At 69.6% G+C, this 13,393-nt stretch carries 12 protein-coding genes and 1 tRNA gene; 2 read left to right on the top strand and 11 right to left on the bottom strand.

Translation table 11 applies throughout. From position 1 onward, the window contains the following. Positions 1-36: 36 nt before the first annotated feature. From BN13_RS08425 to BN13_RS08445, 5 genes are all read right to left on the bottom strand, one after another. Positions 37-702 (bottom strand): 50S ribosomal protein L25/general stress protein Ctc, encoded by a 666-nt coding sequence (locus BN13_RS08425; protein ID WP_048546003.1) that lies wholly within the window; start codon positions 700-702, stop codon positions 37-39. 325 nt (positions 703-1,027) lie between these two features. Then, positions 1,028-2,005 carry a ribose-phosphate diphosphokinase gene (locus BN13_RS08430; protein WP_048546005.1) on the bottom strand — a complete coding sequence of 326 codons (978 nt, stop codon included), beginning with the start codon at positions 2,003-2,005 and terminating at the stop codon, positions 1,028-1,030. A gap of 9 nt (positions 2,006-2,014) precedes the next feature. Continuing rightward, positions 2,015-3,481: a bifunctional UDP-N-acetylglucosamine diphosphorylase/glucosamine-1-phosphate N-acetyltransferase GlmU gene (gene glmU / locus BN13_RS08435; protein ID WP_048546007.1), complete on the bottom strand. Its 1,467-nt coding sequence runs from the start codon at positions 3,479-3,481 to the stop codon at positions 2,015-2,017. A gap of 149 nt (positions 3,482-3,630) precedes the next feature. Further along, on the bottom strand, positions 3,631-5,061 hold the full coding sequence (locus BN13_RS08440) for a substrate-binding domain-containing protein (RefSeq protein WP_235434141.1): 1,431 nt from the start codon (positions 5,059-5,061) through the stop codon (positions 3,631-3,633). 170 nt (positions 5,062-5,231) lie between these two features. After that, positions 5,232-5,310: transfer RNA gene (locus BN13_RS08445), tRNA-Gln, on the bottom strand. 103 nt (positions 5,311-5,413) lie between these two features. On the opposite strand from BN13_RS08445, the gene BN13_RS08450 reads away from it, so the two are divergent. Beyond that, positions 5,414-6,013 (top strand): TetR/AcrR family transcriptional regulator, encoded by a 600-nt coding sequence (locus tag BN13_RS08450; RefSeq protein ID WP_048546011.1) that lies wholly within the window; start codon positions 5,414-5,416, stop codon positions 6,011-6,013. Positions 6,014-6,043: 30 nt separating this feature from the next. Here the strand turns inward: BN13_RS08450 and BN13_RS08455 are convergent, their stop codons facing one another. After that, the gene (locus BN13_RS08455) at positions 6,044-6,844 is read right to left on the bottom strand and encodes a methyltransferase domain-containing protein (protein ID WP_048546012.1); all 801 of its coding nucleotides are present in this window, start codon (positions 6,842-6,844) and stop codon (positions 6,044-6,046) included. A gap of 63 nt (positions 6,845-6,907) precedes the next feature. Here BN13_RS08455 and BN13_RS08460 point away from each other — a divergent pair, with 63 nt between their 5' ends. Next, positions 6,908-7,408 (top strand): MarR family winged helix-turn-helix transcriptional regulator, encoded by a 501-nt coding sequence (locus BN13_RS08460; RefSeq protein ID WP_048546013.1) that lies wholly within the window; start codon positions 6,908-6,910, stop codon positions 7,406-7,408. 3 nt (positions 7,409-7,411) lie between these two features. Here the strand turns inward: BN13_RS08460 and BN13_RS08465 are convergent, their stop codons facing one another. From BN13_RS08465 to BN13_RS08485, 5 genes are all read right to left on the bottom strand, one after another. Then, complete coding sequence (locus BN13_RS08465) at positions 7,412-9,235, bottom strand: ABC-F family ATP-binding cassette domain-containing protein (RefSeq protein ID WP_048546016.1); 1,824 nt, start codon at positions 9,233-9,235, stop codon at positions 7,412-7,414. Further along, positions 9,235-10,167 carry a 4-(cytidine 5'-diphospho)-2-C-methyl-D-erythritol kinase gene (locus BN13_RS08470; protein WP_048549013.1) on the bottom strand — a complete coding sequence of 311 codons (933 nt, stop codon included), beginning with the start codon at positions 10,165-10,167 and terminating at the stop codon, positions 9,235-9,237. The genes BN13_RS08465 and BN13_RS08470 overlap by 1 nt, the downstream gene beginning before the upstream one ends. 59 nt (positions 10,168-10,226) lie before the next feature. Continuing rightward, the gene (gene rsmA, locus BN13_RS08475; protein WP_048546018.1) at positions 10,227-11,081 is read right to left on the bottom strand and encodes a 16S rRNA (adenine(1518)-N(6)/adenine(1519)-N(6))-dimethyltransferase RsmA; all 855 of its coding nucleotides are present in this window, start codon (positions 11,079-11,081) and stop codon (positions 10,227-10,229) included. Positions 11,082-11,127: 46 nt separating this feature from the next. Beyond that, positions 11,128-12,300 carry a resuscitation-promoting factor gene (locus BN13_RS20760; protein WP_053079758.1) on the bottom strand — a complete coding sequence of 391 codons (1,173 nt, stop codon included), beginning with the start codon at positions 12,298-12,300 and terminating at the stop codon, positions 11,128-11,130. A gap of 238 nt (positions 12,301-12,538) precedes the next feature. Then, positions 12,539-13,387 carry a TatD family hydrolase gene (locus tag BN13_RS08485; RefSeq protein ID WP_048546020.1) on the bottom strand — a complete coding sequence of 283 codons (849 nt, stop codon included), beginning with the start codon at positions 13,385-13,387 and terminating at the stop codon, positions 12,539-12,541. Positions 13,388-13,393 lie beyond the last annotated feature (6 nt).

Consider the following 13,393-nt stretch of genomic DNA (forward strand, 5'->3'; position numbering starts at 1 on the left):
CGTCGGCGCAGCGCGAGGTGATGGTCATTGCTGGTCCTACTCGGCACCACCAGCCTCGTCGGTGGCGGCGGCCGCCTCGGCGGTCTCCTCGCCGACGGGCTCCTCGTGCTCGATGCCCGCCTCGGACTCCGCGTCGGCCAACTCGGCGTCCAGGACTTCCTGCGAGATCATCGCAGCAACGTTGACGACCAGCGTCTCGCCGTCGGTGACCAAGGTCACGCCCTCGGGGAGGGCCAAGGCGGACGCGTGGATCTGGGTTCCGGCCGTGGCGCCCTCGATGTCGACGACGATCGACTCGGGGATGTGGGTGGCCTCGCACTCGACCTGGACGGTGGCGGACTCGACCGTGACGACGGTCTCCGGGCCCGCTTCACCCTCGGTGTGAACGGCGACATCCACGGTGACCTTCTCGCCCTTGCGGACGATGACCAGGTCGACGTGCTCGATGATCGGCTTGATCGGGTTGCGCTGCACGTCCTTGGCAAGGGCGAGTTGCTCCTTGCCGTCGATGTCGAGGGTGAGCAGGGCGTTGGCGTGCTTGAGCGCCATCATCGCGTCATGGCCCGGCATCGTGATGTGCACGGGCTGGGTGCCGTGGCCGTAAAGAACGGCGGGAACCTTGCCGGCACGGCGTACGCGGCGGGCAGCGCCCTTGCCGAACTCCGTGCGCAGTTCGACGGTGAGGTGGTTGTGGTTGGACAAGACAAACTCCTAGGCAGTCCGGCAGACACAGTCAGCCGTTGTCGTGGGCGGTGGGCCTAGACGAGCGGCGCGTGGCGGCGCGTCATCGAGCACCACCGCGTCGATCACGGGACGGCGCTGACGCGCCGACACCCTCGCCGAGGCTTTGACCCAATGCTACCGGGGAGCAACCCAGGGGAAGAAATCGGCCCCCGTCGCCCGTCCGCGTCGCGGATTTGCCCCGGTCACGCCCGGTCGCGAAACTCCCGGACGGGACTTAGGCCCAGACGGGGTCCTCGCGAAGTACCGGAGTGAGCTTGCGAGCGAGGAAACTTCGTGGGGTGTCTCAGGCCTTTCCGCCGAAGAGCGAGGTGACCGAGCCGTCCTCGAAGACCGCGCGCACCGCCTCGGCGATGAGCGGGCCGATCGACAAGACGGTGAGCTTCTCGAAGTACTTGTCCTCGGCGATGGGCAAGGTGTTGGTGACGATGACTTCGGTGACGCTGGAGGAGGTCAGCCGCTCGATGGCCGGGTCGGAGAAGATCGCGTGCGTGGCAGCGATCACGACGCCCGCGGCGCCCGCCCCGACCAGCGCGTCCGCGGCCTTGACGATCGTGCCCGCGGTGTCGATCATGTCGTCGACCAAGATGCAGAGCCGGCCGGCGACGTCACCGACGACGCGGTTGGCGATCGACTCATTGGGCCGGGTGATGTCGCGCGTCTTGTGGATGAAGGCCAATGGCGCATTGCCGAGCCGGCGTGACCACTGCTCCGCGACCTTGATCCGCCCGGCGTCCGGGGAGACCACGGCCAGGGACTGCGCGCCATACTTCTTGCCGACGTAATCGCACAGGGTGGGCAGCGCCATCAGGTGGTCGACCGGACCGTCAAAGAAGCCCTGGATCTGGTCGGTGTGCAGGTCCACCGCCATCAGCCGGTCGGCGCCGGCGGTCTTGAACAGGTCGGCCATCAGCCGGGCCGAGATCGGCTCGCGCCCCCGGTGCTTCTTGTCCTGGCGGGCGTAGCCATAGAACGGCAGCACCACCGAGATGCGCTTGGCGGAGGCGCGTTTGAGCGCGTCGACCATGATCAACTGCTCCATGATCGCCTCGTTGATGGGCGCCGCATGGCTTTGGATGACGAAGGCGTCACACCCGCGCACGGACTCCTCATAACGCACGAAGATCTCGCCATTGGCGAAGTCGAAGACCTGGGTGGGCACCGGCTTGGTGCCGAGGATCCGCGCGACCTCGTGGGACAACTCGCTGTTGACGCGCCCGGCGAAGACCATCAGGGTTTTGCGCGTCTTCTTCTGGATGCCCATGTTGGTGGCTTAGGCCTTTCCCGTCTCGGCATTGGTTCGGGATTCAGCATTGGTTCGGGCTTCAGCCGCGGCGATCGCCGTGGCCGTCCCGGGCCGGGCCCGCTCCACCCAGCCGTCGACATTGCGCTGCTTCGTCCGCGCCACCGCGATCTGCCCGGGATCGACGTCGCCGGTCAGCGTGGTCCCGGCGCCGACATAGGCGCCATCGGCGACCGTGACCGGTGCGACGATGACCGAGTTGGAGCCCACGAAACTGTGGCGGCCGATCGTGGTGTGCGCCTTCTTCACGCCGTCGTAGTTCGCGAAGATCGTGCCGGCCCCGATATTGGCGCCCTCGCCGATCGTGGCGTCGCCGCAATAGGTGAGGTGGGGGACCTTGGCCTTTGGTCCGATCTTGGCGTTCTTGGTCTCGACGAAGCCGCCGATCTTGCCGCCGGCGCCCAGCTCGGTGCCCGGCCGCAGGTAGCTGAACGGACCGACGCTGGCTCCCTCACCGACGACCGCGAGGTCAAGTTCGGCGCGGCGAACATGGGCGCGCGGGCCGATCTCACTGTCCCGCGCGGTGACTTCTGGCCCGACGATCGCCTCGGCGCCGATCGTCGTGGCGCCCAGCAACTGGGTGCCGGGCAGGATGGTGGTGTCCTGGCCGATCGTGACGTCCACATCGATCCAGGTCGTGGCCGGGTCGACGATCGTGACCCCGGCGCGCATCCACTTGGCGGCCTGCCGCTCGTTGAGGATGCGCCCCAGCTCGGCGAGCTGCACGCGGTCGTTGACTCCCTCGGACTGCCAGACGTCGTCACAGGAGTATGCCGCGACGCCGGCCCCGTCGCTGCGCGCGATCCCGAGGACGTCCGTGAGGTACTTCTCCGCCTGCGCGTTGTCGGTGGTCACTCGGGTCAGGGCCGAGCGCAGGACGGCGGCGTCGAAGGCGTAGATCCCCGAATTGATCTCGCGGATGGCGAGTTGCTCGGCGGTCGCGTCCTTGTGCTCCACGATCGCCTGCACGCTGCCATCCCCGGCGCGCACGATCCGCCCGTAACCGCTCGGGTCCGGCCGGACGGCCGTCATGACGGTCACGGCGCTACCAGCCCCCTCGTGCGCCGCAATGAGCCCACGCAAGGTCTCGCCGGTGAGGAGGGGGACATCGCCATACGTCACGAGGACAGTGCCGGCCAGGTCCGCGGGGAGGGCCGCCAACGCACACTCGGTCGCTCGACCGGTCCCCTTGATGTCGTCCTGGTCAGCGACGAGGGCGGCTGCGTCCACCTCGCCGACGTGGCCCGCCACGCGGTCGCGATCGTGGCGAACGACGACGACCAGATGCTCGGGGCCGGTGTCTCGTGCGGCAGCGATCGCATGCCCGAGGAGACTGCGTCCGCCGATCCGGTGGAGCACCTTGGGGAGGGTCGACTTCATCCGCGTCCCCTCGCCGGCGGCGAGGATGATGACGGCGGCGGGTCGGGTGTCGGTCATGGTCGCGGGGCTCCCATTGCTGGTCCGAAGCGGTCGCGTCATGCTACCCGGACCCCTTGGGCGGCCCGGTCCCGCGGGGGCGCCTCAGTCGGTTTTGACGTCGTAGTTGCCAGTGGTGCCGACGGTCCACACTGCCGAGGCGAAGGCCGTCAGGAGGTCTTCGGGGTTGCGGGCGCTCGCCGTGATGCCGTGCACCTGCATGGCGATGCGGCCGAGCGCGCACAATCACGAGGTTCTGGGTGTTGTCGATGTAGTTCTTGCGGGCGGACTCGAAGGCGGCCGCGATCGTGTCGTAAAGGCCCGTGTCGCCGCGCATCAGCGTGCCGATCGAGTTGACGGCCTGGGTCAGCGCGACGCGCTGGCTGCCCGAATCCTTGGCGGACCCCCAGGGTGGCGACCAACTGTTCGTAGTCGCGCCCGCCGGGACGGCGGTCGCTGGAGAAGACCCACAGGCCGGCGCGAGCGTTGTCGGGAATGCGCGAGGTCGTCTCGTTGACTGCGTCGATGGCTCGCTCGATGCGGGTCTGGTCGCCCGACTTCTCGACCATCGATCCCGAGACGTCCACGACATTGAGGATCGAGACCTTGCGGGTGATCCACTGCATGTCGCTCAGGAGCCGGACGAGGGTCTTGGTGCCGATCTGCGGCGCGGTGCCGGGCAGCACGACCGGGACGCCCGGGACGAGCTCGGCCGCCACCTTGCCGTCGGCCGAGCGGAAGCCTGCCGCCGTGAACGCCTTGGTCGCCGCGTCGGTGGTGAGGGCCGTCTCCAGCGCGCTGAACGCGTCGGCGTCCGTGGTGCTCTGGTCGAACCGGACGAGGGTGTAGTTCATCATCGGCGCGCCCTCGTTGGGTGTCATCGCCGAGATGGGGGCGGCCGTGTGCGCGGTGTTCCACGCCCGGATCTGCTGCTCCGTCGTGGGGAAGGCCCGCGCCGTGGAGGTGTTGGAAGAACGCTCGAAGGACGCCGCGACCGGCACCTGCGCACGCACGATCTCGAAGAACGGCTCGCTGACGGCCTGCTCGCCGCCCGGGAGATTGGCGAACATCTGCCAGACCGCGGTGAACGCCAGCGCCGCAGGGGCGTACTCGCCGGGGGCCGCCGCGGAGAGCTGCAGCTTGGCCAGAGCGTCGATCCAGTTGTGCGGGCCGGTGGTGTCTGCGTTGGCGAGGGAGGCGGGGACGGCAAGGACCACCGGGGTGCTGGCGAAGCCCGGCCGACGGACGCGGCCGCGAGGTCGGTGTCGTCGGCGCGACGCTCGTTGTAGACCGACAGCCACACTGCGGCCGGTGATCCACGCGTCAGGGTGCACCGTGCCCGCGGACGACTGCTCCAAGAACGCGAGCGAGGAAGCCGTGGTGACCTTGACGTTGTGGCAACCGAGCTTGGGACCGACGGTCTCGGTGACGATCGAGGCCACCTCGGCGGGCGCCACGATCTGATAGTCACCGCAATTGCTGGCGCTGCCACTTGCCGACCCGCTGGCCGACGCACTCACGCCGCCGCTGTTCTTGGCCTGGTTGTGCGAGCTGTCTCGGTTGCCGAAGAGCTTCGTGCCGACGAAGACGAGCGCCAGCACGAACAAGGCGACGAGAATCAGGACCGGCGCGTTGGACCGCTTGGCCGCGTGCTTCCCCTCGAAATGGTTGGTGACTGCCCGGCTTGGCGGGCGTGAATGGGAAGTATCGAACGCACCGCCGACAGCCTCCCAGCGCGCGAGCCGCGCTCAGCGGAGACGCCGAACTGCTGCTCCCCGGGTTGGAATCGAACCAACGTCGCTAATCCTGATTCAAAGTCAGGCGGGCCCTGCCAGCAGACCAACCGGGGAACGCGAGTGAGACGCGCGGGAGCCAAGCCTAAGCCCTGCTGCGAGAATGGACGTCGTGAGACAGGCGCGAGGGTCGGGGCGCAGGGGCCAGGGACGAGCCCGGATGACCGGCACCGAGCGACGCGCCCAACTAATCGAGGTGGGCCGCGCCCTCTTTGCCGAGCGCGGGTTCGAAGGCACGAGCGTCGAAGAGATCGCGATGCGGGCAGAGGTGTCGAAGCCGGTTGTCTATGAGCACTTCGGCGGCAAAGAAGGTCTGTATGCCGTGGTCGTCGATCGCGAGATCGCCGACCTCACGTCGCGGATCACCACGGCCCTCGCCTCCACCGGCGGCGCCCGCGATCTGATCGAGCGGGCGGCCCTCGCCTTGTTGGATTATGTCGAGGGGAGCACCGACGGTTTCCGCATCCTGGTGCGCGACTCACCGCCGGGGCAGCAGACGGGCAACTTCGCCAGCCTGATGAGCGATGTCGCCTCGCAGGTCGAGCACTTGCTGGCCCAGCAGTTCACGGCCCGCAATCTCGACGCCCGCGCCGCCCCGATGTACGCCCAGATGCTCGTCGGCATGGTCGCGCTGACGGGGCAGTGGTGGATGGACCAACGAACCTTCAAGAAGACCGAGGTCGCGGCGCATCTGGTCAATCTCGCGTGGAACGGCCTGACCGGAATGGAGGCGTCACCCACGCTCACCCGCACGCCCTGAACCGAGCGGTTGCCGGGCGTTCGCCGGGCGTCACGCCTTCTGCGCCACCGCGAAGGTGCGCCGGAACGGCAGGACGACCCCGACGGCCGTGCGAGGGTAGGCCTCGCGGAGGCGCGCGGCATACGGCTCCACGAAAGCCGCCCGCTCCGCGGGATCGGTGAGCACTTCCAAGACCGGGCGCAGCCCGGTCGCGCGCACCCACTCCAGCACCGGATCGTCGGACTCCCCCGCCCGGTCCAGGACATGCAGATAGGTGGTCTGCCACACGTCTGCCCGCAGGCCGGCGCGCTCCAGGAGTTGCAGATAGGTCGTTGCCTCGGCGCTCGCCGGGCGGCGCAGTGCCTGGGCCAGGTCCGCGGATCGAGGATGCTCGCGGGCGACTTCCCGCATGAGGGCGTGGCTGGGGGCGTCGAAGTTGGCCGGCACCTGGATCGCCAACCAACCGGCGGGAGCCAGCCCCTCGGCCCACTCGGTCAGCAACTCCAAATGCCGCGGGATCCACTGGAGTGTGGCATTGCTCACGATGACGTCGGGCGGGCCGTCGATCGAAGTGACGTCCCAGTCCGTGAGATCGGCTTCTCGCCACTCGACCCGGTCGGCACCAGGGAGAGACGCCGCCTTCGCCAGCATCTGCGGCGAGGAGTCCACGCCGACGACGCGGGCCTGTGGCCATCGCTCCGCCAGGGCCAGCGTCAGGGGGCCATTGCCGCACCCCAGGTCCAGAACCAGTCCCGGCGAGGCCGCACCCACCTGCGCGAGCAGGTCGCCGAACGGACGGCTGCGTTCGTCAGAGAACAGCGCGTACTGCTGCGGATCCCAGGTCGTCGACATCCCACTACCTTCCGTCGGCAAAGTCTCTCGACGTCAAGATACTTGACGGCTACCATTTTGGGAATGGACGCCCGGCCGCACCCCGACGACGTCGACGCCATCGTCGCCGCGTGGCAGCGGGAGCGTCCCGATCTCGACGTCTCCCCCCTGCAGGTCCTCTCCCGCGTCTCCCGCATCGCTCGCCGACTGGAGCAGGACAGGGGGGTGGCCTTCGCGGCATACGGGCTGGAGTCGTGGGAGTTCGACGTCCTGAGCGCGCTGCGGCGGGCGGGAACGCCATACGAACTCTCCCCCGGGCAACTCGCCGAGGAGACCCTGGTGACCTCGGGGACCATGACCAATCGCATCGACCGTCTCCAGGCCAAGGGGCTGGTGCGGCGATCTCCGTCGCGGCGCGATCGGCGCGGCGTCATCGTGACGTTGACGACGCAGGGGCGCGAGCACGTCGACGGGGCCATGATCGGCCTCCTCGCCCACGAGAAGGATCTACTGCGCGGCCTGAACGATGCCGACCGGGCGCAGCTCGCCACGCTGCTGCGGGGTCTCGGCGCCCAACTCGACTGAACGTCACCCGGCGATCTCCGCCGCGACGAACCATTCCTCCTCCAGCGCGCTTTCCTGCGCCGCCAACTCCCGCAGTTGCCCGGTGAGCCGGGCCAGGACGGTGTGATCGTTGGCCGCCGTGGCCATCTCCGCGTGGAGCCGGGCCTCCTTCTCGTGGATGCGCTGCAACGCTTTCTCCACCCGCGCGATCATCTTGCGCGCCTCACGGACCTCCGCCGCCGAGCCCGTATGGGCAGTACTCCCGGACACTCCCCCACCCCCGCCTCCCGCGGGGCTCGCCGCAGGTGGCCGGGTCGCGCCGATGCCGGCGTGGCGCAGAGTGAGGTACTCCTCCACTCCCCCGGTCAGGCGACGCACCCGGCCGTCGCCGAGCAGCGCGACCTGGTTGTCGGTGGCGCGTTCGAGTAGGTAGCGGTCGTGGGAGACCACGACCAGCGTCCCGGCCCAGCCGTCCAGGACGTCCTCCAGCGCGGTCAGGGTGTCGATGTCGAGGTCGTTGGTGGGTTCATCGAGGAAGAGGACATTCGGCTCGTCCAGCAGGACGCGCAGGATCTGCAGCCGCCGCCGCTCGCCCCCGGACAGGTCGCTGACGCGCGCCTGCTGTCGCGGCCCCGGGAAGCCGAGCCGCTTGGCGAGCTGACTCGCGCTGACGGCTTTGCCGTCGATCGTCGTCGTGGTGCGCACCGACTCGATCGCGTCGATGACCCTCGCGTCGCCGAGCGCGTCGAGTTCGCGGACCTCCTGGGTGACGAAGCCGATCTTGACGGTCACGCCTTCCTTGCGCCGGCCGGAGTCGAGCGGCTGTTGCCCGGTCAGGACGCGCAGGAGGGTGGACTTGCCGGAGCCGTTAACCCCGACGATGCCCAGTCGCTCCCCCGGGGCGAGTTGCCAGGTGACGCGATCGAGCAGCGTCGTGCCGCCCAGCGCCAACGACGCATCGTGCAGGTCCACGACGTCCTTGCCCAGGCGGGCGCTGGCGAAGCGCGCCAGCGCCACACTGTCGCGTGGCGGCGGCTCGTCGGCGATCAGGGCGCTGGCGGCCTCGATCCGGAACTTCGGTTTGCTCGTGCGGGCCGGCGCGCCCCGGCGCAGCCACGCCAACTCCTTGCGAAGCAGGTTGGCGCGCCGCTCGGCGGTCACGGCGCCGATGCGTTCGCGCTCCGCGCGCGCCAGGACGTATGCCGCGTAGCCCCCCTCGTAGGCCTCCACTCGCCCGTCGACTACTTCCCACGTCATCGTGGTCACCGCGTCGAGGAACCAGCGGTCGTGCGTGACGACGATCAAGCTGCGCTCGGGCGTCATCCACGTGCCAGTCAGGTAGTCGGCCAGCCAGGCGACGCCCTCGACGTCGAGATGGTTGGTGGGCTCGTCCAGGAAGAGCACGTTGGCGTCGGCGACCAGGGCCCGGGCCAGCGCGACCCGGCGCCGCTCGCCGCCGGAAAGCGTCCCGACCGTGGCGTCCAACCCGCCGACGGCGCTCGCCTGCGCGTCACCGAGCAGGCCGGCGCTGATCTCCCGGATGTGCGCCTGACCGGCCCAGACGTGCGTCTCCTGGTCACCATGCAGGACGTCACGGATGGTTGCATCCGGGGCGAGTTCGTCGTCCTGAGCCACCCCGGCCAGGCGCAAAGAGCTCGTATGGGTGCACCGTCCCGCGTCGAGGTCGCGTTCCTTGGCCAGGACGCGAAGCAGGCTGGTCTTGCCGCCGCCATTGCTGCCGACGACGCCGATCCGCTCGCCCGTGCCGACGCCGAGCGACACCTCGTCCAGGATCAGCCGCGTGCCGGCCGCGAGCGTCGCGCGCTCGAGGTTGATCAGGTTGGCCATCAGCTTGCGGCGCCGCCATCGAGTTGGGCCCCCGGGACCGGGCCGGTGGCGCGGCGGACGTCGCGCACGACCCCGGTCGAGACGAGGGCGACGGACAGGTCGATGGCCGCCTCGCGGCCGGCGACCAGGAAAGCCACCGTGGGCCCGGAGCCGGACACCAGGGCGGCCAGAGCGCCATACGACAGGCCCTCCTCGATAACGTCTCCGAGTTTGGGGGCCAGCGAGATGGCGGCGGGTTCGAGGTCGTTGCCGAGGCATTCGGCGACGTCGAGGACGTCGCCGGAACGCAGGGCACCGAGCAGACCGACGCTCGGGCGAGGCTCGGGAACGTGCGTCCCGGCGCGGAGGCGGTCGCACTCGGCATACACCGCCGGGGTGGACAGCCCGCCGTCGGCGAGCGCGAACACCCAGTGATAAGTGCCCTTGGCCAGCACGGGCACAACCTGCTCGCCGCGGCCACTGCCGAGGGCAGTGCCGCCGTGCAGCAGGAAGGGAATGTCGCTGCCGAGTTCGGCCGCGATCGAGGCGAGCCGATCGAGCGGCCAGTCCAGCCCCCACAGGCGGTTGCAGCCCACGAGGGCGCCGGCCGCGTCGGCCGACCCACCGGCCATGCCCCCGGCGACCGGGATCTCCTTGGTGAGCCGGATGGCGGCGCGCTGGCGGATGCCGGCGGCCTCGGCGAGGGCGGCGGCCGCCCGGACCGCGAGGTTGCCCGCATCGGCTGGCACCCCCTCGGTCGTACGGCCGCTGAGGGTGATCTGCCAGTCCTCGGCCGGCGTCACCGAAACAGTGTCGAAAAGGCTCACGGCCTGATAGATCGTGGCGAGCGAATGGAAGCCGTCGGCGCGCGGAGGCCCAACGCGCAGTTCGAGATTCACCTTCGCGGGGACGCGCACGTGGACCGCCGTCGTCCGCGTCGTTGACCCCGTCATGGTGCCCACCTAATCATGAACCGACGCCCGGCGGAGGGGTCCCCGACGACACCTGCGGCTCAGCCATGCGGTATGGCCGCGGCGATCGAGGCGAAGTCGGTGATGGTCAGTTGTTCGCCGCGAAGCGTCGGATCGATCCCGGCCATGGTGATGGCGTCATTGGCCGCCGCCGGGGAGCCCGCGAGGCGGGCGAGGGCCGAGCGCAGCATCTTGCGGCGCTGCGCGAAGGCGGCGTCGACGACTGAGAACACCTCGGCCCGGGTGGCGGTCGTCGCGGGCGGTTCGTGCCGCGTGATCGACACCAGCCCGGAGTCGACATTGGGGACCGGCCAGAAGATGCTGCGCGGCACCGTGCTGGCGAGGCGCACGGAGCCGTACCACGCCGCCTTGGCGCTGGGCGCGCCATACGTCCGGCTCCCAGGAGGCGCGGCGAGCCGCTCGGCGACCTCCAACTGGACCATCACCAGGACGCGCTCGATGCTCGGGAAGCGCTCCAAGAGGTGCAGCACGACCGGCACCGAGACGTTGTAGGGCAGGTTCGCCACGAGCCGGGTCGGTGCCCGGGGCAACTCGGTGAGCGTGAGCGCGTCCTGGTTGAGGACGTGGACGCGCGCCGCGCGCTCGCCGGCGAGCTCGGCCAGGGTGGTCGGCAGTGCGGCGGCGAGGACGGGGTCGATCTCCACGGCATACACGGCGTATGCCGCGTCGGCCAGCCCCAGGGTGAGCGAGCCCAACCCGGGCCCCACCTCGATCACGACGTCGCGCTCGCCGACCTCACCGAGGCGGACGATGCGCTTGACGGTGTTGGCATCGACCACGAAGTTCTGGCCCCACACCTTCGTCGGCCTCACGCCGAGGCGGGCGGCGATCTCCCGGATCGCGCCGGCTCCCAGATAAATGACGTCGGCCGGCATGCCGCCCAAGATAGTCGGGCGCCATGCCGGCCGGCGTGGAAGGGGATCAGGCGGCGTGCGCGCAGCCCCACGGAGAGAGCCCGGCCACCGCGTAGTAGCGGTTGGCGACGGTGATCTGCTGCTCGCGGCTGGCCAGGTCGGCGCGCGGCGCGAAGTCCGCGCCGCCCCACGCGAGCCAGCCGCCCCACGCGAGCCAGCTGGCGGAGGCAAACTGCAGACCGCCGTAGTAGCCGTTGCCGGTGTTGATGTGCCAGTTGCCACCGGACTCACACATGGCGATCCGGTCCCACATCGCCGCGTTGGCGAGGTTGATCCCGGCGCCGCTCGTGGGCGTGGTCGTGGTGGGGGTGCTGCCACCGCCGGTGCTCGGGGTGGTTGTGGCCGGGCGGGTCTTGGTGCCCACCGCGAGCACGGCGTCGCGCGCGGTCACGGTGACCTTCGAGGAGACCTTGGTCTTCTTGACGACCTTGCCGTCGTGCAGGACGTAGGCGTAGGTGGTCACTCGGGTGCCTTCGCGGCCCGCGGTCACGACCTTGGTCTCGCCCTTGTAGAGCGTGGAGTCGTTCTTGCGGATCGTGTCGTAGCCGATCTTGGTCGTCTTCTTGACCGTCTTGGTGTCGACGCGGGTGACCGTGAGCTTCATGCCACTCTTGAGCGGGGTGTCGAGGCTGGGGTTGACCAGGTCCTTGCTGCCGACCTTGATCTTCAGCAGCGCCAGGAGGGACTTGACGTCCGGCTCAGTGGTGGTCTTGTTGGTGGTCTTGCCGTCGGCGCGGACCGTGATGCTCTTGGGGGTGATCATGCTCATCGCCAGGCCCTCGCGGCCCAGGATCGAGGAGCGGGAGGCGGACAGGACCGCGTCGTCGGCGCGCAGGCCGAGCTCGGCCAGGGCGTCACCAACAGTCATCGCGGTGGTCCAGTACTCCTTCTTCGCACCGTCGATGGTGACGGTGAGCTTGCGCCCGTAGCGGACGACGACCTTCTGGCCGTCCGAGAGGGGGCTGTTGAGACCCGGGACGACGAGGTCGTGCGAGCCGACCTTGACGCCTTCGTCGGCGAGCAGGTCACCGACGGTGCCGGCGAACGCGTGAACGGACTGGGTCTTGCCGTCGACCGAGAGGTCGACGGACTTGTCGAAGTGGGCAACGCCGGCCACCCCGGCGACGAGGGCGCCGGCGATACCGAACTGGGCGACGCGACGAGCCGGAAGGAAATTCAAAGGTGCTCCAATGTTGTGGTTCCCGATCGGCGGAGTTCGCGGGCAGCACGAGAAGACCCGGGCGTGGGGCGTGGATCGGGGGACGATTCAGGCCGTATGTCGAGGCCGGCCGACCACTGTGTCGGCGCTTCGTGCCGCCGTGTTCGCGACCTGCGCTGCCACGGCTAACACCTCAAGAGTGCCCGGGCCCGTGGCGAAAGGTCAAATTTGGATAACGGTCGTCACACCCGTCACAGAACTACCAGGGGCCGTAGAGGGCGTCGGCGGTCTCGGAGACGGCCGCGCAGAGGGTCGCAGTAGCCACGCCGAGCACGCCCGCCGCCACGCGGGCCGTCAACGGCAAGAGATAGCTCGAATTGACCGCGCCGCGCCAGGGATGCGGAGTCAAGTAGGGCGCGTCCGTCTCCAGCAGCACGCGTTCGATCGGGGTCACCGCGAGCGCGTCCCGCAGCGCGTGATTGTTCTTGAACGTCACCGGCCCGGCGAAGGACAGGAAGAACCCCCGGTCCAGGCACTCACGCGCGAACGCCATGTCACCCGAAAAGCAGTGCATGACAACGTGATCGGGCGCGCCGACCTCGTCGAGCACCGCCAGGATGTCGGCGTGGCTGTCCCGGTCGTGAATCTGCAGCGGGAGCCCGCGACGTTTGGCCAGGTCGATATGCCACCGGAAGGACTCGTGCTGCACGGCCCGGCCCTCCTCCCCCGTCCGGAAGTAGTCCAGGCCGGTCTCACCGACGACCCGCACCCGGGGATCGGCGCTCAGCGCCTCGATCTCCGCGTATGCCGCGCCCAGCCCCCCAGCGGCGGCCAGCCGGGGTGCCTCGTTCGGGTGCAGGGCGACGCCGGCGACGACGCCCGGATGCACCCTCGCCATCGCGACGCTCGCCCGGGCGCTGGCCACCTCACAACCAATCTGCACGACGCGGTTGACGCCGACCGCCGCGGCGGCGATGAGCGCATCGTCCACCTCCACCGCAGGCACGTCGTCGCGCACGATGTCGAGGTGAGTGTGGTTGTCCACTAACGGCATCGGCAACGGCTCCGGCGCCTCGGGGCGGGAGCGGCGGGAGGTGTCGCGCGGCATACGGCT

The sequence above is a fragment of the Nostocoides jenkinsii Ben 74 genome, from assembly GCF_001046875.1.
In the GTDB taxonomy this organism is placed as follows: Bacteria; Actinomycetota; Actinomycetes; order Actinomycetales; family Dermatophilaceae; genus Nostocoides_A; species Nostocoides_A jenkinsii.